We start from the raw sequence: 24125 nt of genomic DNA, 5'->3' as shown, positions 1-24125 counted from the left end.
TGCGTTTAGGGTTTAAGGTTTTGCATCAAATTGTAAATCGCTTGAGCGTTCTGTGAACGCGTAGCTGCGGATTGAGCGTCAAACATGCCCTCGCCGATGCCCTGCATCAGCTTCAAGGCCGATGCTTGGTACACAGCTTCCCGGGCCCATCCGGAAATCTGATCGGCATCCTTGAAGACCGGCTGCGGAGCCTGCCCCGCATGAAGGCTCCCGCGCCTGGCTTCATATGCCTTCACGAGCAGCATAGCCATCTGTTCGCGGGTAATGGCGGCATCGGGGGCGAACTCGGTATCCGTCAGCCCGGAGATCAACCCGGCCGCATAGGCTCTCTGAATAGGATCGGCATACCAAGCATCAGCGCTTACGTCCGAGAAAGGCGTGCTTCCTCCGCCGGTCGGCAGCTCCAATAAGCGCACCAGCATCGCCGTGAATTCCGCCCGTGTCGTAGGGTCGTCAGGCCGAAACAAGTTTTCGGTTATGCCCGACACGATATGACGAGAAGCCAGCAATTCCAGCGTTCGGTTTGCCCAATGGCTGGATGGGACGTCATCGAACGATTTTTTATACGAGATAGCCGCATATGAACTCAGATGTTCAAGCTTGGCTTGGATCCGCTCCGAGCTCGTATCCACCGTTCCGCCAACGTATTCCCATTGGCTCGTGTTCTCGTTGCGGTAGTAGATACCCAGCAAGCGTTCATCGGCCTTCGGATCGTAAGGCAGCGACAGCACCGTGTCCCCGGCCAGCTGAACGGCCCGAATCTCAGTGCCGTCCTTCGTTATCAGCGTCAACGTTACGTCAAAGATCTTGCCGGCCATTTGCAATTGAGCGCCGTTCTGACGGATCAACCGCCCCGTTTCCGTGCTTGCGGCCGCTTCCGCCTTGACTTGAAGAACCGCCCCCTCCTTGTCGGCTGCTCGTGTGAGAAGAGCCTGAACTTCGGACGGCCCAAGTGATAGATACACGTCGTGGAATAACACTTTTAGCGGCATATTCGCAAAATCCTTAACGGCAATTAACACTGTGTTGTGGCCCGCTTCCGGCTGAACCGAGGCAATGCCGTTCTGTATGACAGGCTTGAGCGTGAGCGTCGGATGAGCCGGCGCAAGAAACGTTCCTCCTCCCGAGTCCTCGCCATCTTCTTCATGGCTAGGCGCGATAACTTGGAATTTCTTCAAATTCTGATCGTCGCCACTTCCGGCAATTACGGTATAGGTGCCAGGTGCGGAATCATCCGGCAAGGTGAACGAATCGCTGAAGTCCCCTCCCTTTACAACGTTCATATAAAGAATGCTTTGATTCGGTCTTAAGACTTTGATCGTGATCGTCTCCAGATCGGTGTGTCCTAACATCGTGACGGTATCCGTGGCTCTGCCGTCCTTGATTTCCTCCAAAACTACCGATGAAACCGAGAAAACGCTTCCAGCATAGGACGTCCAGAAGATGCCTGCAAAAATAAGCAGACCGATGACCTTTTTCATAACCCACCTCTTTACTATGAATTCACCATTGGCGCCATCCATACAGCCCCGATCTAATCAGGACTGCCCTCTTCCATTAGTTTATAGAAGAAGGCCGACCTGCAGTCGACCTTCCTATTTGGGCGTTTAGCCCCCATTCCTTTGCAGCCACGCATCGATGAGGAATTGAGCATCCGTATTCAGAATCGTCTTTGCACGAGTTTGTACACTACCGCTTAAAGCTTCATTATTTAAATGTTTGATGAAATCCTGCATATGCTTTACCGCTTGATCCTGTTTGCCTTTGTCCAGCTGATGCTGAACCTGCTTAAGTGAATTGGACAGCTGCGGGACGATCGCTCCGCTCAGTTCGCCGGAATTCGTGAACCGGGTAACTAAATGCTGCATGGCATAGACGCTGGTTGTCACGCTGACGTTCCTGGTGTTCTCAAGCCTGTTTCCAGATGCGTCCTCAAGGGTGATAACAGCCGTCTTCATGCCTAGATTACCGGCCATATCGATGTCAATGCTTTGCTGCGTTGTCGGATCGATCGTATATGCCTTACCGTCAATTGCGATTTGTGCAGACCTGATCGCAGACAAGCGATTCCATGCTTTGAAGTTCAGAGTCAAATCGTCTTCAATGACATCACCATCCTTTAAAACGATTCCGTTTGCGGATAAAGAATAGGAAGGCATATCTTTATCGTCTACGGTGATTCCCTTCGATACATTCCCCGACTTATCCGCGTTCTTGATCTGAATCGCATAGCTCTTGCTCTTATCTAGACCCGTTACAACAGCGGTTTGGATGCCTCTACCCACATCAATGGTAGTTCCGGCCGGTTGGCCGTTACTAAATACAGCGATTTGCGATTTGTGACCATCGATGTCATAAGGACCGTCCCAATACAGGGTCATGGTGTCGTTGCTGCGAATCACTTGCACATTCTCTACCTCTCCCGGTGGTACACTGTCTGGCACAGGTTCAGTCGGCGGAGTCGGCGCCGTAAATACGGACGGATCACCGAAAGTAAATTTATCGAAGTTGTATAACCAATCATTTCCTTTGAACAGCATGAACACAATGTGTTGACCGGTTACAGGGGTGGTTACGTCGGCTGAGGTAACCTTGAAATTTTGCCACCCGCCAGTGCCCGTAACGGGGCTTGTTGCGATAACCGGACCATTCATACTGTCGATTCTGACTTCTATCGTTCCTCCGCCGGTGTCGCTTGCCGCATTCACATAAAATTTGGACGGACTCTTAGTTCCAAAGTCAATGTAATTGTACATGGCATACGGCTTATTGGGACCGTATATGCCCGCCAAGTACGTTTGCCCGCCCCCGTTCTCCGTGCCAAAGCCAACGCCGCTCGTATAGTTCTCAGCCTCCAGCTTGCTGTAGGCATTCCTTGCTTTCCCTTTCACGCTCGAGAAAGTGAACCAATCCAAATTGCAGGGCGCATCGCTTCCATTTGTTCCGTGGAATACGAGATACACATCGTGGACGCCAACTGCCTTGGTATCATCGATGTTGGACATGATGTCGACCCAATCATTCCAATTTCCTAAAGCAGGAATTCCGATCACGCCTACGGTCGGCCCGTCCAGACTGTCCAGCTTTACCTCGATCTTGCCGCCTTGATTCCCGCTGGTTACATGTACGGTAACTCCCGCAGCACCAGCTCCAAAGTCAATGCCTTTATATAAGGCGTGAGCGTTATTTTTAATGCCATCGAGGAAGCCCCAATCGGCATTCTTGCTTAGACCCGAGCTGCTGTCGAAGTTACCTGCCTTCAGCCTGGCGTACGCATCCGATTTGGTCGGATCCGTTGTGGTGAATTTAAACCAGTTCAAATTAAACAAATAGGAATCGTTCTTCTTCGAAAAGACAAGATACACATCTTGGACGCCGGTTACTTTACTCGGATTCCCTTGATCGTCTTTAAGAACGGTCACGGCATCCGTGAAATTGTTCCATCCGCCCGTTCCCTCCACGTTCAAGGTTCCGACTTTGGGACCGTTCAAGGAGTCGAGTCTTACTTCGATGTTCCCCCCGCCTGTACCGCTTGCCGCCCGGGCAATAAAGCCGATAGCTCCTGCGGATCCGAAATCTACATGTTTATAAGCCGCATAGTGTCCCGCCTGAATGCCGCCGAGCTGAAGCGTACCATCCGTGCTTCCTTCCATAACGAATCCGGTACCGACGTTATAGCTTTCCGCTTCTACCTTATCATAAGGATTTTTGGAGACATACCCGCCGGTCGCGACATCCTGCGATTGCAAAACAGTCAATGCTTCTACTGCGCCGGATGATGCCCAAGCCTCATAAGTTCCGGAAAGCAGCTGACCTGCCCAGTTGCCATCGACGATGTTGTCGGCGTTGCGATTGTTCCATGCTGTTTGAGCGTTGAAAGCCGCCCAGTCATTAAAGTCCGCAGCGAATTGCTTGTAGGTGCTTTCACTTCGCTCGTTGACGGCCTTTTGCAGATAGGCAAGATTGCGAAGCAGGATCGTTTTGCCGCCTTTTAGGTCGTGGTTCGGTCCTTCGTATCGGAGCAAACGGTTTTCATCGACTAGATGTTCTTTGGTGTAGCTCGCCGCTTTCACGGCATCGTCAAGATACACGGTATTTCCGGTAATTTGATACAATCCTACCGCAGCACCGATGAAAGTGCCCTGGTTGTAATGAGTCGCATCGGGGACGGCGCCCTTCTCCATCTCGATACGGTCAAACACTTTCCCGTTGCCGTCCGTCAGCATCGTCTTGCCCCAACGGTAAATGCGGGTGGCTGCATCCAAGTAATGATCGTCCTTCGTGATGTTATACAGATAAACGGCCGCTTCGGCTGCGGGGAAGTTAATGCAGGCATTCTTCGTAGAGTGATCCGTATTCATCCACCAGATGCCGCCGTTCGCAAAGCTTTCATCCCACTGCGTATGATAAACAAAGTCGAAATAATACTTGGCTTTATCCAAATATTTTTGATTTTTCGTAATGTCATAGGCTCTTGCTGAACCCATCGCCCACCACATAATATCGTCATTGAAATGATTGGTGGTCCAATCCTCCCCGTATTTTGCTACCGTACCGTCAAAAATGTCGTCAATCTGAGTTCGAAGCTGCGCTTTCAAGCCGGCATCGGAAGTATGGAGATAGGCGTCCATGACCATTTCCCAAAGCTCCGCTTCTATCCAAAAGTCCATATAGTTGCTGCCGCGATTGGAATTTTTCCAAAATAGCTTTGCGCTGCTGTCCCAGAACTTCGCGTTAAACGCTTGTATGGCCGTATCCGCCTCGGAGGAAGTAAAAGCATTTGCTTCCGGGATTCTGAGCGCAGAAAATGATGTGAAAGTTAAGGCAAAAGCCGTAGACAGGATGAATAGTTTGAAACCCTTCTTTTTGTTCATACTCACACATGACCTCCGAAAAGACTGAATTTTTTTCAATTCAAATTCCGAATGCTGTCAGCTTACTTGGATGACGAAATCACTTTGTTCACCTTGTCGGCCATATCCTTCAGCTCGGCTTCGCCCGCTTTGCCGCTCAAGACATTGTTCCAGACGGCGTCGATGAATGGCCCCGCTTTCCCGGACCAGGTCGTCAAGAACCGTACCGGCTGCGTATTGGGCGATTTCAGAATATAATCAATCCCTTCCGCCAAATCAGGATGACCCGCTTTCTTAAGCGTATCGAAATATGCGCTTGTTGCCGATTTGTAAGCAGCCGGTGCGACCGGCGTAGACGGCAGCACTTCTTGATACATCGAGGAATCCAGATACTTCAGTACTTTCCAGACCGCGTCCGGATTCTTGATGGTAGCCGGGCTGCACCAACCGACGGCATCATAAATTTCCGACTGCGTCTTCACAACCGGTTGAGGAGCAAAGCCCCATTCCAGGTTAGGCGCGTTGCGGATCAAGTCGTCGGCCACCCACTGCCCTTGCATCGTCATCGCCACCTTGCCGTCCTTGAAGGACGCCATGACACTGGATTGGTCGAAGGTCGGTGGTATCATGGATTTATCCGCTATCGCTTTCTGGTACCTCTTCACACCTTCGATAAACGGAGAGCTCACTTCCACCTTGGTCGGATTGACGATTGAATCGGTAAAAGGAGCGCCTCCCGCCGATACCGAATACAGCGATACGTTGAACGCATCCGGTCTGCCGTAATATCCGTATTGCTGTACGCCGCCTTTATTCGAAGTCAATTTGGCCATGTCATCAAAAAATTCATCATAAGTCCATCCCCGCTTCGGCTCCGGAAGACCGGCATCTTTGAACAGCTTTTTGTTGTAGAAAATGCCATATGTATTAAGAAGACCCGGCAAACCGTAAAGCTTGTTATTCGATTTCCAACTGTCTACAACACCAGGATAAAATCCGTTCATAAACTCCTGATCCGCACTAGCTTTGGCCGACCAATCGTAAAGCAGGCCTTTCGCCCCGTTTTGCAGCGTCATGTCATTCCCGGTCATGAAAATATCCGGGGCCTGCTTGGCTGCCATCATCTCATTGATTTTGATGCCGTAATCCTGAAGCGGCGCCGGAAGCAGTTTAACCGTGATACCCGGATTCTGTTCCTCGAACTTCTTCATTGAGGCCATGATCTTGTCGTTCATCGCTTGAGACTCCCAAGTCATCAGCGTGACCACCGCGGTCGCCGCATTGCTGTCGCTGCCTGATGAAGCTGCCGGGGTGGTAGCACCTCCGTCTGAGCTCGTGCTGTTCGAACATCCTGCGGCCGTCCCCAATGCCAGAGTTACGGCTCCTGCCAGACCCACTAATTGAAGCAATTTCATAACTATGGACCTCCTTAAATAATTTATTTCAAGCCGGCGGAATTGACCGACCCAAGACCCTGCATGAAATACTTTTGGCCGAAGAAAAAGATCATGATCATCGGAAGCATATAGATTAAATCCGCTGCCATGAAGTAGTTCCATTGCGTCGTCCAGCTCGAAGCAAAGGAGGCAAGGGCGACCGCTAACGTCCATTTGCCTTGATCTGCGATATAAATGAGAGGCTCCAAATATTGGTTCCACGCTCCGTTAAAAGCGAAGATCACCATAGTGACGATGACCGGCATCGACATAGGCACGAGCACATGCCAAAGGATTTGAAAATCTCCGGCCCCGTCCATTTTGGAAGCCTCGTCGAATGATTTCGGAATTGTACTCGTGAATTGAATGAACAGGAACGTAAAGGTGGCATTGCCGAGGAATGCCGGTACGATGAGCGGAAGATACGTATTATACCAGCCTAGCGAGGTGAACAGATGAAAGATCGGAACGAGCCCGACGAAGCTTGGCAGCATGAGGCTGCCGATGAAGAACGAAAACCACATCTTCCGCCCGGGAAAACGAAGCCTGCCGAGCCCGTATCCGACGAGCACCGAGCTGACGACTTGCCCAATCGTACAGGCGATGGCGATGAACAAGGAATTGCCGAACGTCCGCCAAAAGTTAATGGTCTGCGTCCCTTTCACGAAGTTTTCCAGATGAAACTCCTTGGGATACCAATCGGGTGGAATCTTGAATATTTCTTCATTCCCTTTCAGTGCGATCGTAATCATCCAGAGAAGCGGATACAGCATGGCGATGGAACCGGCAAGAAGTATTATGAAACGAATTGTATCTTTGACGGCATATTTGGACGTGCTGCCGGCGGATCGGGCATGATCAATTGCCGTGGACTGGGAGACTGCCATTCGTTTCACCCCCTATTATCATTTTCATAGTACACGAATCGATTGGAATACAAGTAAGTCAGTAAGGTAAAGAACATAATGATAAGGAACAGAATCCATACCTCTGCGATACCGTATCCGAACATTTTGCCGTTGAACACATCTCCGTAAATCTTATAATTGAGCAACATTGTCGAGAAATTGGGACCGCCCTGGGTTAAGACGACGATTTGGGTGAATGCTTGAAAGGAACCGATGATCCCCAATATGAGCTGTAAGAACAAAATAGGTGTAATCATAGGCAGTGTCACGCGGGAAAACACCGTCCATCCTCTCGCCCCGTCCACCTCCGCGGCTTCATATAAGTCTTGGGGTACGGATTGTAGACCGCTAAGGAAGATAATCATCCCCGATCCGACCTGCCATAAGCCCGATAAGATGATGGATAGAAGAGCCGTGCTCTCACTCGTAAGCCAGGGAGCATCCGGCAGACCGAACAGTCTAAGTACCTGATTGGCTAATCCGAACTGGGGTTGATACATATAGCGCCAGAGTGTCAAGGTCGCCACAGCGGGGATAACCGTTGGTAAGTAAAAGGCGGTCCGGAAAAACTTGATGCCAGGCAGCTTGCGATTGAGCAGCATAGCCAGCGTGAGGCCGAAGATGAGAGAGGCAGGCACATTGAGCAGAACATAATAGAAGGTTACTCGGAGCGATTTCAAGAAAGCCGGATCAACGGTAAACATGTAAACGAAATTGTCGAAGCCGATATATTGGGGCTTATTAATGCCATCCCAGTCTGTTAACGCGTAGTATAGTGAGGAGATGAGAGGATAGGCGACGAATACACTGAAGCCGATGATTGATGGGAAAATGAATAAGTACCCTTTGATCCATTCAAGGTAAATCCTCTTCCTGGATGCTAGCATCAAACGTTCCGACCACCTTTCCATATTCAAGCTTTCGATCGAGCCATTTGCAGATAAACTCGCCGAACAGACTGTTGGCCCAAGCGAACCACTCTCTGGTGAACGTATCCGGCTTATCCGGATGGAAACTTTCGTGCATATAACCTGTACCCGCGGTAGTGGAAGTTAGCATTCGCACAAGAGCGTCCTGCTCGGACGGATCGTTCGAAGTCAACCCTTGGATGATGAGAGCGATCGGCCAAACATGACCGGAAGGTGTATGCGGACTTCCAACACCTTGTGCGAACCGGCCTGACGAATAATGCGGGTTCTCCGGGCTTAGCACGAAATTTCTCGTATTCCGGTAGACCGGGTCGTTCAGGTCACGGTACCCAAGATATGGAATCGACAGCAAGCTTGGAACATTGGCATCATCCATCAGATTATAGTTGCCGAATCCGTCTGTTTCGTAAGCGTATATCCATCCGTACACGGGATGCTTGATTTTCCCGTATGTCTCGATGCCGAATTCGACTTCCTCCGACAACTTGTAAGCGCTTTCACTTAAACCGTGGTCATGATAGATCTCCTTGGCCAACCGTCCGATATAGCGAAGGATAACAACGGCAAACATATTCGAAGGAATTAGGTAGCCAAACTTGCAGGCATCGTCACTCGGACGGAAGCCGGACCAAATCATCCCGGTATCATTGGTTCTAGTCCCTCTCCCGCCGAAAGGCAGCGTATCTGAGGACGGGCAGTCCGTTCTTTCGAAGGAGTAGCTGGAGTCCCTGTCGTGCCGCTGTTCTTTGTGCATGACTTCAATAATCCGATGAAACATCGTATGCACAGTTTCAGTGAATATCATACGGTCCTGCGTCGCTTCCCAATATTCCCAGCAAAGTTGAACGGGATAGCATAGTGAATCCAGTTCATACTTCCGTTCCCACACCCAGGGGCCCTTGACCGTTAGGTCTCCCTTGTGCCCTTGCCCGTTTGGCTCCTTGTTGAAAGCGTTTGCATAAGGGTCGAAAATGAGGTACCGAGCTTGTCGTTCGATGACCCCTCGTATCAACCGCCGCACATCCTGATCGTCGGTTGCCAGTTGAATATAAGGACGAACCTGGGCAGAGGAATCTCTGAGCCACATTGCGGGGATGTCTCCTGTGATGACGAATGACGTCCCGTCATCACACCATTCTACCGTCGTTTCCAAGGTGTTGGGATAACATTTCTGAAATATTTCAGATAGACCCGGATCGATACGCTGAAGTCGAAGCGCCGTATCTTCGATTTTCCGATAAGCTGCACTATACATAATCCATCTCCTTATCAGATTGTAATCGCTTCCTTTCATGTCATCAATATAACATATGATTTTAAAACATGTCAACATATTATTTATACATCAAGTTGGTATATTTATATATCAACTTGATGTTTTTATCTCGATTGGTCTCCGAATCAGTTTGTGCTCCACCAAGTGGTGTTCCGGTGCGGCCTCTCCTGACCATTGGGCTGTGAGCAGGTCCACCGCACGTTGTCCTATACGCCATTCGTCCTGCCGAATATGAGTGAACATCGGACGGTCAAACGAGTCTTCCGGGTAATCGAAGCACACGATCTCATAATCGCCTGGAACCCGTTTACCCATCATATTCAGCCACTCCGCTATGCGAACGGCCATCAAATATTCGCAAGCCAGAAAAGCCGTCGTGCGGGGATGCTTATCGATAAAAGCTTGCAGTGTTCCATAATCATTCGAGATATATTCTTTGGGGCCTCCTATAGGTAATGTGCTGTACAGGTTCGTCACGATCATATCCGGATTTGCCGGAATCCCGCGTTGAGTAAAGGCGGATAGATACCCTTGAATCCGGTCCTCAATGGTCGAAGTGTTTTCGGACGGCGGTGAAATAAAGGCAATTTCCCTATGGCCTTGATCGAGAAGATATTCGGTAAGCTCCTGAGAGGCTTTACGATTATCCGTATACACGGCCGTTGCGGCAATCCCCCGCAAATAGCGGTCCACCAGCACAATTGGAAAGCCGTCTAACATAAGTCGCAGAAGCTCGGCGTTATAATGCGCGCCGTGAACGGGAAAAACAATCATCCCCGAAGCACTGTGCCGAATGGATGCACGGATCGCCTCCTCCTCTACGTTCCGTTTGTCATATGTCAGCTTCAGCATAAGCGGGATGCCATAACTGGAGCATCGCTCCTCAATCCCGCGTACCATCTTAAGTCCGAAGGACTGATCAAAGTCAGGCAGGATCAGGCTGATAATCTTCGGCTCTGAGGAGGTTTCTACTTCCCTTCGGTTGGAGGAACCCTCTTCCTTCCGATCCATTGGAAAATTCATGGAGACGTACGACCCCTTTCCCCGTACTCTCTCGATCCATTTCTCATTCGCAAGCATCTCAAGCGCTTTCTTCGACGTAATGCGGCTGACGCTGAATTGAGTGGACAATTCACTCTCCGAAGGTACACGGTCGCCTGGTTGGAGCTTCCCCTTTTTAATTTCATCTAGCAAATGTCGGTATATCTTCTCGTATAATGACATGATTTATCAATCCTTCGTCTTGGTTATGTTGATATATCAAGTATAGCATCGCGAACCTCATATATACAACCGATAAAAGTAGTATAATCACAGAAAACCACCTCCTGATTGGACGTGGTTGGATGATTTATTAATTTAATTGAGTTTTTGGAATAATCCTGTCGGTCCAATATTGATATCTATAAACGTAATCTCACCATAAAGATGATATATACGATACGAGGCAAACCTATAGCAGATAGTATGGTGATTACGGTACGTACTTTTTTCTCATCTCGTAAAATATAAGCTAATAACCTATACCCCCATATACCAATTAATCCACCCAAACCATTTAAAATAATGTCATCAATGTCCGCTGTTCCGATACCTAAAAGTCCCTGAATGATTTCAACAGATAAACTCACCAAGAAGATTAGCAACAAATTGGCGATGACTCTTTTGTCCTTTTTGAATAATGTCAAATAAGTACCAAGAGGAAGAAGAATAATGATATTGCCTACCACATTACTAAAAGCGAATTTTTTTATATCCGCGGAGCCGCTAAATAGATATTCCTTGATACTATAGAATGGAATAAGATTGATTGACCTATTAAAAATCCTATGACTATTAAATAGCTCCAAAAATGAAATTCTGGATAAGAACAATAATTTAATTAAAAAAACGATGTAACAAATGAAAACTCCATATAAAAAGATTGTTTGAATTCGTTCTCGTTTATTCATAATAATCTCCGGTTTCGTCTACTTTTTCTCTTACGGAATATCTCATTCTCAATGAAAATGCGCTCTACTCTCCTCACCATTCATTAACTCTAGGATAAGAAAAAATTTTTAAATAAAACAGAGGGTAATTATTAAATTTTTCTTAAATCGCCTGTCACGAAAAATAAAATCAATCAATTCCTGCCGCAACCATTTAGCCGTTAATCGAGTCTATATTTACAACATTAGGTAATTGAGGTGGAAACCGTATATGAATTTAAAAACATTAGTCAGGCCTGTCATCGCCCTCTCTCTTGGCTTGATGCTGGTCAATTTCATTTGCAATTTGCAGGCAAATGCTGCGCTGCCGCCGCACAATAAAATTGTCCCGCCCAAAGTCCCACCGGTCATCACTTTATTCGAACAGACGCCGCTCTATTCCACACCTGACGATTCTCGTAAACCTTTTGCTGCACTCACGCCGCAAGATGTGACTACGGTCGATGCAGAGCAAGCGTGGTACACCAAGCAGCGCGGGGATAAGGTATGGATCAAAATTAAGACTACGTGGGCAGGTGATCTCTGGATGCACCTGGACTATGACAAAATTGGTGTCGTCAAGCCGATCGATACGAATATTGCATTACTCTGGGACTCCGCTCTTTATACGCAACCGTCTTCTTTGACGATGACGGATGCCGTCCTCGCTCCGCAGACCGTTCATGCGAATGCCGTATTCGAATCACCTGTATCATACTTGACTAACTCCTATCGTATTGAAACCTCGTGGCTTGGGGATATGTGGGTGGTCTCTCAGCCTCATATGCTGATAGATATGGAGATTTTGAATCAGGAGATGGATCTGCCGACCGAAACCCTGTACATGGAGGACTATGATACGTCGAATCGTTTGCAGCGTCCCTCGGATGTTAAGATGATTCCTCCGCAGAAAGTATTTGCCTTCGAGAAAACACAGAATTGGGTTTACCATGTGCGGTCCCAGGATAATAAAACGTTCTGGATTCAGCCGGATTTTGCACAGCCGTTAGGGGCCGAGCCAATCAATGAACGGCTAAATCTACTGAAGGACGTGAGGCTTTATCTGTTTCCAACGATGCCTTTCCCAACCTTCGGGGTGCTATCCGCTCAAACCGTAGATGCATTTGAACGTTGGACCGATCCGCAAAACGCTCAGTGGTACCATATTCATACTTGGGCCGGAGATATGTGGGTGCAGCCGGATATGCCGCTATAAATGCTGATCGAAGACCTTCAAGGAAGATGCATTCGGACTTTATGGGAAAGTTTGATTTAAGCCATTTTCTCCCACGATTTCCAGACTGGACTCGCATATGATAAGGGTATACTAACAAAAGAGTAATACAAAGGAGAGATTTTAATGTCTGAGGTCGTTCTTAACTAGCAATTCCATAGTGCAATCTGTTTTGGCATGGCGCACGCGACGAAACCGTTCAATTAACGGGTTTATTTTGTCGTGCCCTTCTGGCAGGTTGCACCTGATGCTGTTAAGAACATTAGTTTCTCCCGAAGCGGACTGGAAACGATTGTTGTTTCCAGTCCGTTTTTTTGTACCCAAAAGGAGGCATTCCCTTGAACAAGTCCACTTATCAACGTTTGGAATACGACCGCATTAAGCAACGTTTGGCTGACTTTGCCATGAGTTATTTGGGCCGCGCCCATATTGAGAACATGGAGCCAAAAATCGAGATCGTCATAGTCGCAACACTACTTCAAGAAACCGAAGAAGCGGTTCGTGTCATCGAGCACGGTGCCAGTGTGCCGATCCCGTCCCTTGAGGGAATTGAGCCGCTAATAGGCTCCTTCGGGAAAGGATTTATTTTTACGCCACAGGACTTCATGTACTTCGCCAGATTCATCGAAAGCACACAGCAGCTTAAAGCATTTATGAAAAAGAAGGAATCCGTCACCCCGCGTATCGCCTCATATGCCCTATCCCTTTACGACCTGCGCGAACTGCTGACCGAGATCCGGCGCTGTATTCGCAACGGTCAAGTCGATAACGAGGCGAGCACTGCCTTGTCGCGTGTCCGCAAAAAAATCAACATTCTCGATGACCGTATTCGCAAGAAACTCGACACAGCATTATCCAAATACCGGAGTTATTTGCAGGACAGCATTGTCTCGACGAGAGGAGGCCGGTACGTGTTGTCTGTGAAGAAGGAATACCGCAAACAAGTTGGCGGCGTCGCGCTCGACGAGTCGGCAAGCGGTCAGACGGTGTTTATTGAGCCGGCTGATATCTCCGACCTGCATGTCGAACTTTTGCACCTGCAGGCCGAGGAGGCCGCGGAGGAAACTAGGGTACTCAGCGATCTTACGGATCTGGTTGAAAACAACAAGCATGAAATTTCACTCAATTTGGAAACGATCGGCCATTACGACTTTATGTTCGCAAAGGCTAAGTACGCGAGAACAATCGACGGACGAACGGTCAAGCTAAACGATCGCGGCCGTGTCTCCATACACAACGGCCGTCATCCTTTGCTGGGCAGGCATTCCGTGCCGCTTGATATCCGCATAGGTAACGAATACCGCGCGCTTGTCATTACAGGGCCGAATACGGGAGGTAAAACCGTTTCGCTGAAAACCGTTGGTCTGCTGACACTCATGGTGCAGTCAGGTTTGCTTGTTCCGGTCGGAGAAGGAAGCGAATTTGCTGTGTACAGATCCGTTATGGTCGATATCGGGGACGGGCAAAGTCTCGAAAATTCGCTCAGCACATTCTCTTCGCATGTCAAGAATGTGATCGATATCCTCAAGATTGCCGGACCCTCATCGTTGGTCCTTCTCGACGAACTTGCCTCAGGAACCGACCCTGGCGAGGGAATCGGCCTATCGATCGCGGTGCTTGAGGAACTATACCGCCGCGGGGCAACGGTCATGGCGACGACGCATTTTAACGAGATTAAGAAATTTGCCGACGCTGCGCCCGGCTTCGAGAATGCGCGTATGGAATTTGATAGCGAAACACTTGAGCCCCTCTACAAGTTGACGATTGGTCAAGCGGGCTACTCTTACGCCTTCTATATCGCGCAAAATCTCGGAATGCCGCTTGCGCTCATCGATAGATCGAAGCAGATCACCTACGAGGCTGCACAGCGCCCGCCGGAAGCGCCTGCCATAGCCGCAGCGATTACAGGAGAAACGTCTGTAAAAAGCAAAACGAAAGAAAAAGGCGAACGAGCGCCGCTGCCGAATTTCGCTATTGGAGACTGCGTATGGATACACTCGCTGCGCCGCACAGGCATTGTGTGCAGCGAGCCGGATCACCGCGGAAACATTACGGTCCAGATTCAGAAGGAGAAAGTGCGTATCAACCGCAAGAGATTGTCTCTCTATATCGAGCGCAGCAAGCTATACCCGGAAGGAGACTACGATATGGACATCGTCTTCGAATCCAAAGACACACGAAAGAAGCGAAAACAGATGATCAAACGACATGTTGAAGGGTTAACGATCGAGTATAAAGAAAATCAATAAAGCGAGACCTCAAAAAAAAATAGCTTCTGTATGTACGCCAAAAAGCCCGTGGATGTCTTCCATCGGGCTTTTGTTTGTTTAGAAACTAAATCTCTCTTTTCGTAATTTCAGCAATTATCCCCTGAATCCGTTCCGGAATCTCCTTCAGCAGCTGGTCCCAGGTCACGAACAGTTCCTTATCCAACCGGTATTCTTTATACGCCAATGTCGGTGTAAACGCACATGATTTCAAATAGGTTTCGACAATTCTGTTGGTTTCTTCATTCGTTGCAACAATGCCCTCTAGGAAATATGGGACCGTCAAGCCATCAGCCCCTGCATCCTCATTCACTGCAGTCCAGAAATGCGGAACCAGCTCCAGAAATTCAGCAACTGGGGAAAAGGCATGCTTGCCAGGCTGTGAAAACAAACGTACATGCGTCCCATCCAGCACATTGCTGCGGTCTTTCAGCAGCCCTTTTAAATACTTGCCATGAAAGCTGGCCTCACAATCGATTACTTCACCCTCATGATCAATGAATACCCATACATGCTCCAGCTCGTATAAGTGCTGAATATCGTAATCCCAATATATTGCATATTCAATAATCTTCTTCAGTCGTGGATCGCGAAAAGGAAACGATCTTCGAAACGAAGGAGATGTCCCCTTCTGCTCAAAAACCGTCACCCCGACCCGAACGGGGAAAAAGGGCTCATGCTCGTCAAAGTAAAGATAAGGCGCATAAGCTTGAATAGTCTTCAAATCCATAGGAAGGTTCATCCTTTCATCATAAGTTTCCAAATAAGATTGTCTTTATCCTGCCTTGATGACAGCCGCGGTGAACTGCCCTGGAGGTGATACGACTACCCAACGTTTATTCCTCCATTTTCAATTCTTTGCACATCCTCCTTCTACATTAGCTCTCCATATCCCTTGTGTGGGAACAACTCTATTTTTTTATTATTGCTAATGTTCTTCTCCAAATCAGAAAAGTCCTCAAGTTCGTGTCATCTAATTATGACAAGAACTTGAGGACATAAAGTGGGAAAGCCTTATTACATATGACTTTTAGGCAATTCAGCGATCATCTAGACTTGATTATTGACAGCAGGTTTAAAGTCTTGGTCACTAATCGGTGAATCAATGAAATCATTATCATATAATAAATTCACTACATTGACGCTTATTGAATTTCCGATGTTTTCTCCAAAAGCAAAGTTATTTTTACTGTGTGAATCCCAACTGCTTTGTGCATTCTCTCCAATCCCTATCGTGGCATTCCTGTGCTGAGAATTAACATTTATCATGTTAAATACAATCGAACTTGGCATATGATACACTCCTGTCATCTTACACATGTATCATTTAGCCTATTCACACAGACCAGTGGTGTGACTAAAATCTAGAAATAGCGTCCATCGTCGACTATCCCACTTTATACCCCTTTCTGCTTTCAGACACAGATGCCTAGGCAAATGAATACACTGTCACTAAGAACAACTGAGAAGGATTGGGAACGGATCTATAACCCAAAACAGATGCTGAAATTCCTTATAGCATTGAAAACTCATATTCAATGTAATTAAACCGGCATTTCAGAAAGTCCGATACCTCTAGGCTTTAAGATCAAATTGGCAGACTGGTATTTCACAGTCAAAATGAGTAAAGGATGAGCTTTATGCCGAACGTGTTTAACATTGTAAACATAAGAATCAATGAAGTCGCTACTGGGGGGGTTGTCAACTTCGGAGACAACCTGTTGCGCGGAAACGCGGCAAACTCCAAAGCTGTCGGCGGTAACACTGTCATAGGGGACGCTACATCTTCTGTTAATGCAGACCGAAATAATGTGCTCGATCCAGATGTGAGCGATCAGGGTAACAGCAACCTTGTTTAGGAGAGAGAACAAGAGATGAATTTTCTTATAAACCAAATTAAAATTAATTCGATTGCCAACCTAGGTTCGCTGAATATCGGTTTTAACGTATTAGTTGACAACAAAGCAACCGAGATTGCGGAAGGCGTGAACGAAAAGACGGCTAACGTAGTACCTGAGGATGATGTATTGCCGCCTCCACACCCAGTTGTTCAATGATCAAAGGAGGCGACACCATGTATGATCTAAATATTAATCTTCGCCCTTGGATTTACGCCTTTGAACAAAGGATAGCTAATCTTGAGAAGAAGCAATGTGAGCTGGAGGCTGAAAATCAACGTTTGAAAGAACAATTGTTGGGTCCGATTCTTGACGACATGAACAACCAGCTCCAGTCCCAGTTGAAGGATCAGCTGGATAAACAGATGAATGAGAAGCTGACCAATCATTTGTCTGACCAGAAGCACTCAGCTCCCCAGAATATTACCTACAAAATCCAAGAGCTCCACGTAAACGAGCTTAAAGGTACGCTGAACATCGGTCTAACGGCCCCCGCAACTACCGAACAAATGAGGGACATGATTGATAAGTTAAAAACGGATCAGACACATATTTCCGAAAACATTTTCTCTCAACAAAGCACGGATAACGAATGAGCTATTAAACCCTACCGTAGGCGTCATAACAACGGCAGCCGTCGCCAGTGAATTGCACCCCATTTGTTAGTCATGCTAACAATGGAGGTGCAGTTTACTTTTTGCAAGCTGCCGTCATGTCGTGCTACTTTTAACTACCACTAACCCCATATAGGTTTAGATGATCTTCTATTCTATTTTTCATCCGCCCATCAATGATAATCTTTCCATCAATTTCACGATTGTGTAGATAATTTAAGATGTCCTCTATGGTTACAATAGCATTAGTTTGAATTCCATAATCATCATTCAATTCCTGAATCGTTGTTTTATTACTCAGACCTCTCTCTAGCCGGTCAACTGAAACGATTAAATCTGTAATCTTTACATCCGCGGTGTTGTTTAGCAAACTTATACTTTCTCTTACTGCCGTACCTGCGGTTATCACATCTTCAATGATTGCAATACGATCGTTATTTTGTGGTATATACCCAATAATTTGGCCTCCTTCGCCATGATCTTTCTTCTCTTTTCTATTAAAAGTTATCGAGATGTCTCTATTGTACTTATTATATAAAGCAGCAGATGCCGCTACCGCCAATGGAATACCCTTGTAGGCCGGACCGAAGAGAACATTTACTGATTTATCCAATTTTGAATGTATAACATCAGCATAATATTCACCTAATATAGCGATTTGCCGCGCAGTTTTAAAATTCCCAGTGTTTATCATGTATGGTGTCTTTCTTCCGCTCTTAGCTACAAAGTCACCGAATATGAGAACTTCTGATTTAACCATAAATTCAATGAAATCTCCTTTATTACTCATTCCAACACATCCCCCTAAACTATAAATACTTCTCTCCTATGTTAACACATTTTGGAACCAACCTCTTTCTATGGGGAATCAATAACCCTCTTTTTCTTTTGTTGATGAAAATGAACCAGCATGGGAATCCACAACAATACGGGAAGCAGGCAAGGCAAAAAGCCAGCAAACTCAGGGTTTGCTGGCTTTTTCGTGGCAATTAAATTCAGTTAAAACGTATTATATACATTTTCACATTCTGTTGCGGTCGGCTCATAGAAACAATGCTTCTTCCATCGCCCTACGAACGGCTGATTATACCACGTTGGCGGACATGGGCCGGGATTTTGGAACGTGCCTGGACGGAAGTACCATAAGGAGAATTTGCCCGGCCAATTCCGCTCCCCATTCACAGCTCGCTGCGCCAGACGGCGTTCCCGTTCTCTTGCGTTTTGATAGTACATCCCATGTTGTAACGCTTCGAATGCATGCGGTTGGTTGATCATTTGGGGAATTGTTCGAATGCCTTTGAAATCAGAACAGTTCGCTCTAATTCGGTTAATACCAACATTTCCAACAAGGAGCATGCCCATTTCACCTTCGGTCTCAGCTTCGGCTCGAAGCAACCTTGCCAACATATCAATATCCTGTTTCCTTGCTTTTACGACTGCCATTGGCTCACCTCTATAGTGTTCTAGACTTATCATATTGTAGATAAAGCGGATGTGTTACTCTGGCCAAATAGAATAATTCCCAGGCAGTTTGATGCCGTACCAGTCGGTCACATCGCATTGGCCATATTCATTATTACCCACGGCAACCACCGTGCCATCCGATTTAAGCCCTACGGTATGGGCACAACCCGCCGCGACCGCTACAATATCGCGCCATTCACTTACATGACATTGGCCATACTCATTCCAACCTACTGCCGACACAGTGCCGTCAGGTCTAAGGCCGATGGTATGATTACTACCCGCTGATATCGCCACAATCCCGCTCCAAGTACTAACATCACATTGGCCATGTTTATTCAAACCCACAGCTGTCACCGTACCGTCCGCTTTCAGACCGGCTGTATGAAGATAGCCTGCCGCGACCTCAGTAATCTCGTACCAGTCGCCTACATGGCATTGCCGATACCGATTATTGCCCGCGGCCATCACCGTTCCGTCTAATTTAAGACCGACGGTATGCCAGTCACCCACCGCGACCTCAGCAATATCATGCCAGGCATTTACCTTACATTCACCATCCTTATTTCGGCCCACTGCTATCACCGTACCGTCAGATTTAAGCCCAATAGTACGGCGCCAACCCGCCGCAATCGCTGCAATATCGCGCCAGTCGTTTACATTGCATTGGTCATACCGGTTCCAACCCACTGCCGCCGCAGTGCCATCAGATTTAAGACCGATTGTATGAGCATTACCCGTGTTCGGCGCCATATGAACATTACCTGCCGCGACAGCCACAATATCGCGCCAATCTCCTACATGACATTGGCCACATTTATTATCACCCACAGCCATCACCGTGCCGTCAATTTTAAGCCCAACGGTATGACGGCGACCCGCTGCGATGGTACTTTTTGGCCAGCGTTTCACCTTTAACATCCTGAAAATCATTCATCTCCTCGCTAAAGCTGCGCTTTTACTAAACCATTGATCTTCGTCTTAGAAGTCTACACCTCTATTACCACTTATGTGTCGATATGTTATCGGGAAAGGTTTCATTCCACAATTCAACGGCTGATTTCAGTGTACTCGCACCACTTGGAATGAGCCATGATGTTTCCGTGATTTTGTTTTTGGGGCTTGAACCAGCGCTGTGTTTCACATGCAGATAGTTCTTAGATGAGTTGACTGGATGATAGTGAACTTCAATAGGGTATTTATTAATAACTACAGGGTCGTCTTTATCGGGAATTATGATTGTCGCATAGATATAGACCGTTTCATCCGTTATTTTCATTTCCCCCGTTTGCTCGATAGAAGCTTTTGCTGGTTTACCAGTATTAATCCAGTTTTGCAGCATCACATTGGTTGCTTTCTTGGAATTGGTTACGGATTCTTGTTTCATTGTAGGGCTGGATATCACATCTGCCGTGATATCGATCTTCGTTTTCTTCTTCTTCTTCGTGGGCTCTGCTGAAGTTGTCGGACTATTAACCGGCTCTGGAAGAGGCTTCTGGACTAATGCCGCTTTCTCCTCTTCTTTCAATTTATTTCTCTGCGCTTCAACAGCCTTGCTGCGCCTATCCGCTTTATCAATCTCGGCATCAATGCGCCGGTTAAGATCATCATAATCAGTTGCGTTCTCGAATAAATAATCGAATGATTCAATGGCCGAGTCTTTGGGGAATTGTTTTGCAAGCTGTTCGTATTTTTTTCGCGACTTTTCCAATTTTTGTTTATTGGGCTTTCCTTGCTTATCTTCATCTGTCATTCTCTGTATAGAAGTTCCAGTGGCGGCGAAGGTTCGCTGCACAAGTTGGCCGACTGCCCGATTTCCTATCGTTGCATGCAGCTTGCTAAGCTGTGCAGCCCCTGCTTGGTTCAATGAACGAAAATCAGGAACATTCCTTGAGCCTTCTTCCGAATTATTTTTCGATACCCTTGAAGACAAATCCGCATGTCTATTCATCACTAACCTCCTTTATGTTTTATGAAATATTCCCTTTATTTGGGTTATATCTAATAATAGCATGTTTGTGCAAATAGCGGGCAGATGCAGTGAACTGACCTCCTGATTATTCCATTCCTTCACTTTCGTTCTCTCTGATATTTCATTTCGTTTAGCAATATTTATCGGTTCGTTATAACAAGCAATTTTTTTTACCAAAAAAAAGCAAACCGGAATCCTTAAGTTTCTACATAGTCTATTTTTGTTGAGAACTGCATAATGAGACTCGTCGAACCAAGAAATGCTGCGCGATCCATATAAAGCATGACCTGACATAGACGAATAATCGCCAGCAGCAATAAAGACCGTTGAGATTTCTCGCATCGGGTCCAAATTACGATGGTGGGGATGATGTGTCGATCGTACAATCTCGTGTTTACTGTTGTGAATGTTGCAGAATTGTAACTAAAGACTGTGTGATGTACTTTTTCAAAACAGATTACAAACGCATTTCAGGTAATGTTTATCATGCAGGTGCATGTTCGAGTTGCTGCGAAAAGAGGAAAGAGTCAATAAAAGATATAACAGAAACTACCGTGGCAATACTCGTTTAAAAAATTTAACAGTGCAACGCAATATGGCGTGCCTCTGAAACGCATGACACTTGGTTCCGACCCTTAGCCATGTGTGTGGATCGAATGGCAATCGCAGGCATTCAATATCTTGGTTAACGCCGTGGGAGGCTGAAACACGTTAAAATTTGCTTTGCAGACTTTTGTGTGGTAACATATTGTTATAAGCAGCTAAACATAAATTCACATATTGAAAAGGTGATCATTTGTGTGTAATGGTACCTTTTTCAATGTGTGATTTTTTTATTTAAAAATACATGTTAAATAATTATTTGGAGGTAATTTATATGGAAACAGGTACAGTAAAATGGTTTAATGCAGAGAAAGGCTTTGGCTTTATCGAGGTTGAGGGTGGAAATGATGTATTCGTTCATTTCTCCGCGATTCAAGGAGATGGTTTCAAATCCCTGGACGAAGGTCAACGCGTTCAGTTTAACGTAGCCCAAGGCAACCGCGGGCCGCAAGCCGAGAATGTTGTAAAACTGTAATACACAGCAAACTGTCCTTAACATGTGTTAAGGGCAGTTTTTTTAATCTAAGGAGGAGTTAACTATGTATTTTCGAAGAAAATCGTTAGAGGATCTCCCACAAGGAAACACAAAAATTTGGGCATGCATGAAGGAAGATTGTAATGGCTGGATTCGAGACAATTTCGCTTTTGAGTTCGTCCCCACTTGTCACCAGTGCCTCTCTCCTATGATTAGCAGTGTTAAAATGCTGCCTCTCCTGGACAATCCCAACATTGATATGAAGTCCCTTAGCCGAGGAAGACAGATTTCGTAGACGGTTCCAATTCAAAGGGGCCCATTAAAATTTAATACCTTTATCGTAATCCACAAAGGGTTTAACTAAACGACACTCTCCACAATCCCCCAGAACAAGGAGTGAATCCACTCCTTGTATATAAGGAAGTATGTTTCGAATCATAGGTCAATGTTACAATCTCTAGCCCGACACGTTCTGCCTCTTGCAGTAATTTCTTTACTAAGGCCTCGCCAATTCCTTTTCTCTGATATGCCGGGTGAACCATTATGTCTTCCATGTACCCGTGTTGTAACCTCATCCCGGCCATATAACCGAATGCTATCAGCATATGATTCCCATCTCTCAGACCCGCCCAAAAATGACAACGTTCGAATAAAGTTGGATAATCGGAATATCTGCCGTCCCAACCAACCAATTCCCTTAACTTGGGGACTTCCTCTGCTTCAATTGGCAAATTTATTAGTATCTCTTGATGCAATTTACTTCTCTCCCCCATTAATTTTCTTCTGCTAATCAGAAACCTCATTCATTAACCTAGAGAGCGAGGATGCTGACTGAGATTATGTAAAAGCTTTTGTTCTATAGGTATGTTAAATTGCTTCAACGCTAACAACACTGCGCCCGCTACTGGAGAGAATGCAGGTTTAATAAGTCTATACTTCTTATTATTACCATTACTCATTTTGGATTCGAGCCTAGTTTGGATATAGGCACTGTTAACAACACTACCTACTAAAGAAACGTTGACTTCTTCATTGGAGAAATATGATGCGAGCATTTCTACGCCTGACATGATCTGATGGATGGCACGGTCGCATATTCGTGCAGCCAATTTACTATTATGCATGGCCGCCTCGGTGATGAGAGGTGCAATTTGAGCAAACTTTCTATTTCGTTCTCTTTGATCCGCAATAAAGCCTTGTTTAGCAAGTTGTGATAACTCTTTGACCGTGGACAGATCCCAAAATTGTAGGATGTCACTGACCAATTCATGATCGCTATCGTCGATGTTGCCCGAAAGAATCTCGAATGTGGCGTCATAAGCGAGAAATCTAGCAGCGCTGGCTGCATAATGATGCAGATCATAATTCCTGATCTGTTCCCTTTCCTCATTTGCCGCATAAATAATGGACCCTGTTCCTGCTATCACAATGATTCCCGGATCTGTAAGAAGCGCACCACTGTGTGCTACTACTGCATCGTTGACGTGTTGCTTCAGGCAATCTAATCCCTCTATTGCGGTTAAAGGCAGTACCCATTCAAGATCAGCTTTGGAATCTAAACCAGCAATACCCGCGGTCAACGCCTGCACGTGACTGACAGTTCTCCCCGCCTCATGTAGTGCGTCTTTAATTGCACGTTGAACATTCTCCCTCGCTTCCAAATCCTTATGTATAGAAGAAGCCCCATTCTCTATGTACGATAATACATGTCCAGCGAGATCTACAGCCATTACACGCGTATGAGTGCCGCCACCGTCTATTCCAACAACAATCTCATTCGTTCTCCTTGTTATGATCGATCTCTCCTCATGAGTTATTCTCTTGTCCCCACTAAAAATATACCACATATTGGAACTAATCTGTCCGTGAAACTTCAACCTATTTGAGTGGTCCCAGTTTTGACGCTTTGAAATACTTATCATTTACTTTAACGGCTACTACCTCTTGAACATCTGTTCCCTTTACTTCAAAAAATAAGCTTCCAACTGGTTTGTCATTTGAATCTCCGCTCTTCTTCGGCATTGGAGCAATCCTTCGTTCAATCTTACCGATCTCTTTACCAATGTCATGGATGGCGATCTCTTCTGAGGACAGTCCATAAAGCACGTTATTCCAAGCAATTGCACTCGGATAGATACTGGATGATTCAGCCTCTGTGTTTGGGGAGCAACCTGTTAAAACGGCGATAGAGAACAAAATCATAAATAAACTTTTCATCAAAGCTGT

Annotated in this window: 24 protein-coding genes; 7 read left to right on the top strand and 17 right to left on the bottom strand. The window is 46.4% G+C overall.

The annotated features are described in order from the left end of the window. Positions 1–5: 5 nt before the first annotated feature. The 8 genes from PUT07_RS15325 to PUT07_RS15290 form a co-directional block, all read right to left on the bottom strand. A complete protein-coding gene (locus tag PUT07_RS15325) occupies positions 6–1481 on the bottom strand; it encodes an S-layer homology domain-containing protein (RefSeq protein WP_274469028.1) in 1476 nt (491 codons plus the stop codon). 126 nt (positions 1482–1607) lie between these two features. Continuing rightward, positions 1608–4874 (bottom strand): carbohydrate-binding protein, encoded by a 3267-nt coding sequence (locus tag PUT07_RS15320; protein WP_274469027.1) that lies wholly within the window; start codon positions 4872–4874, stop codon positions 1608–1610. Between the two features lie 62 nt (positions 4875–4936). Further along, positions 4937–6268 (bottom strand): ABC transporter substrate-binding protein, encoded by a 1332-nt coding sequence (locus tag PUT07_RS15315; protein ID WP_274469026.1) that lies wholly within the window; start codon positions 6266–6268, stop codon positions 4937–4939. A gap of 23 nt (positions 6269–6291) precedes the next feature. After that, positions 6292–7176: a carbohydrate ABC transporter permease gene (locus tag PUT07_RS15310; RefSeq protein ID WP_274469025.1), complete on the bottom strand. Its 885-nt coding sequence runs from the start codon at positions 7174–7176 to the stop codon at positions 6292–6294. 5 nt (positions 7177–7181) lie between these two features. Beyond that, entirely contained in the window at positions 7182–8084 is a 903-nt protein-coding gene (locus PUT07_RS15305; protein WP_274469024.1) for a carbohydrate ABC transporter permease, read from the bottom strand. Then, positions 8053–9381 (bottom strand): glycoside hydrolase family 125 protein, encoded by a 1329-nt coding sequence (locus tag PUT07_RS15300; protein ID WP_274469023.1) that lies wholly within the window; start codon positions 9379–9381, stop codon positions 8053–8055. The genes PUT07_RS15305 and PUT07_RS15300 overlap by 32 nt, the downstream gene beginning before the upstream one ends. Positions 9382–9492: 111 nt before the next feature. Continuing rightward, entirely contained in the window at positions 9493–10626 is a 1134-nt protein-coding gene (locus PUT07_RS15295) for a GntR family transcriptional regulator (protein WP_274469021.1), read from the bottom strand. Between the two features lie 179 nt (positions 10627–10805). Then, a complete protein-coding gene (locus tag PUT07_RS15290) occupies positions 10806–11354 on the bottom strand; it encodes a VanZ family protein (RefSeq protein WP_274469020.1) in 549 nt (182 codons plus the stop codon). 250 nt (positions 11355–11604) lie between these two features. Between PUT07_RS15290 and PUT07_RS15285 the strand changes: the two genes are divergently transcribed. Both PUT07_RS15285 and PUT07_RS15280 read left to right on the top strand, forming a co-directional pair. After that, positions 11605–12588 (top strand): hypothetical protein, encoded by a 984-nt coding sequence (locus tag PUT07_RS15285; RefSeq protein ID WP_274469019.1) that lies wholly within the window; start codon positions 11605–11607, stop codon positions 12586–12588. A gap of 356 nt (positions 12589–12944) precedes the next feature. Next, positions 12945–14855, top strand: coding sequence for an endonuclease MutS2 (locus tag PUT07_RS15280; RefSeq protein WP_274469018.1), 1911 nt, complete (start codon positions 12945–12947; stop codon positions 14853–14855). An 85-nt stretch (positions 14856–14940) separates the two neighbouring features. On the opposite strand, the gene PUT07_RS15275 is transcribed toward PUT07_RS15280, so the two are convergent. Together PUT07_RS15275 and PUT07_RS15270 are read right to left on the bottom strand one after the other, a co-directional pair. Beyond that, entirely contained in the window at positions 14941–15603 is a 663-nt protein-coding gene (locus PUT07_RS15275; protein WP_274469017.1) for a hypothetical protein, read from the bottom strand. A 320-nt stretch (positions 15604–15923) separates the two neighbouring features. Further along, on the bottom strand, positions 15924–16166 hold the full coding sequence (locus PUT07_RS15270; protein ID WP_274469015.1) for a hypothetical protein: 243 nt from the start codon (positions 16164–16166) through the stop codon (positions 15924–15926). A gap of 338 nt (positions 16167–16504) precedes the next feature. Here PUT07_RS15270 and PUT07_RS15265 point away from each other — a divergent pair, with 338 nt between their 5' ends. From PUT07_RS15265 to gerPC, 3 genes are read left to right on the top strand one after another with little or no spacing between them, the layout of a single operon-like run. Beyond that, positions 16505–16732, top strand: coding sequence for a spore germination protein (locus PUT07_RS15265; protein ID WP_338000756.1), 228 nt, complete (start codon positions 16505–16507; stop codon positions 16730–16732). A 15-nt stretch (positions 16733–16747) separates the two neighbouring features. Further along, positions 16748–16930 carry a hypothetical protein gene (locus tag PUT07_RS15260; RefSeq protein WP_274469013.1) on the top strand — a complete coding sequence of 61 codons (183 nt, stop codon included), beginning with the start codon at positions 16748–16750 and terminating at the stop codon, positions 16928–16930. 17 nt (positions 16931–16947) lie between these two features. Then, positions 16948–17367, top strand: coding sequence for a spore germination protein GerPC (gene gerPC, locus PUT07_RS15255; RefSeq protein WP_274469012.1), 420 nt, complete (start codon positions 16948–16950; stop codon positions 17365–17367). 130 nt (positions 17368–17497) lie between these two features. Here the strand turns inward: gerPC and pyrE are convergent, their stop codons facing one another. The 4 genes from pyrE to PUT07_RS15235 form a co-directional block, all read right to left on the bottom strand. Next, positions 17498–18175: an orotate phosphoribosyltransferase gene (gene pyrE / locus PUT07_RS15250; protein ID WP_274469010.1), complete on the bottom strand. Its 678-nt coding sequence runs from the start codon at positions 18173–18175 to the stop codon at positions 17498–17500. Positions 18176–18384: 209 nt separating this feature from the next. Beyond that, positions 18385–18828: a cell wall hydrolase gene (locus PUT07_RS15245; protein WP_274469009.1), complete on the bottom strand. Its 444-nt coding sequence runs from the start codon at positions 18826–18828 to the stop codon at positions 18385–18387. 54 nt (positions 18829–18882) lie between these two features. Then, positions 18883–19770 (bottom strand): RCC1 domain-containing protein, encoded by an 888-nt coding sequence (locus tag PUT07_RS15240; protein WP_274469336.1) that lies wholly within the window; start codon positions 19768–19770, stop codon positions 18883–18885. Between the two features lie 79 nt (positions 19771–19849). Beyond that, entirely contained in the window at positions 19850–20800 is a 951-nt protein-coding gene (locus tag PUT07_RS15235; protein WP_274469008.1) for a hypothetical protein, read from the bottom strand. An 898-nt stretch (positions 20801–21698) separates the two neighbouring features. Between PUT07_RS15235 and PUT07_RS15230 the strand changes: the two genes are divergently transcribed. Next, positions 21699–21899 (top strand): cold-shock protein, encoded by a 201-nt coding sequence (locus PUT07_RS15230; RefSeq protein ID WP_145663082.1) that lies wholly within the window; start codon positions 21699–21701, stop codon positions 21897–21899. A gap of 64 nt (positions 21900–21963) precedes the next feature. Continuing rightward, positions 21964–22194 (top strand): cold-shock protein, encoded by a 231-nt coding sequence (locus tag PUT07_RS15225; RefSeq protein ID WP_274469006.1) that lies wholly within the window; start codon positions 21964–21966, stop codon positions 22192–22194. 61 nt (positions 22195–22255) lie between these two features. Here the strand turns inward: PUT07_RS15225 and PUT07_RS15220 are convergent, their stop codons facing one another. Genes PUT07_RS15220 through PUT07_RS15210 form a run of 3 tightly spaced genes read right to left on the bottom strand, consistent with a single transcriptional unit; the run spans position 22256 to position 24119 of the window. Then, positions 22256–22672 carry a GNAT family N-acetyltransferase gene (locus PUT07_RS15220; RefSeq protein WP_338000755.1) on the bottom strand — a complete coding sequence of 139 codons (417 nt, stop codon included), beginning with the start codon at positions 22670–22672 and terminating at the stop codon, positions 22256–22258. Positions 22673–22705: 33 nt separating this feature from the next. Then, positions 22706–23746, bottom strand: a complete 1041-nt coding sequence (locus PUT07_RS15215; protein WP_274469335.1) for a BadF/BadG/BcrA/BcrD ATPase family protein — start codon at positions 23744–23746, stop codon at positions 22706–22708. A 31-nt stretch (positions 23747–23777) separates the two neighbouring features. Then, positions 23778–24119: a hypothetical protein gene (locus PUT07_RS15210; RefSeq protein WP_274469004.1), complete on the bottom strand. Its 342-nt coding sequence runs from the start codon at positions 24117–24119 to the stop codon at positions 23778–23780. Between the last annotated feature and the right edge of the window lie 6 nt (positions 24120–24125).

The sequence above is a fragment of the Paenibacillus sp. MAHUQ-63 genome (assembly GCF_028765165.1).
Classification (GTDB): domain Bacteria; phylum Bacillota; class Bacilli; order Paenibacillales; family NBRC-103111; genus Paenibacillus_E.
This window is presented reverse-complemented; position numbering and strand designations above follow the sequence as displayed.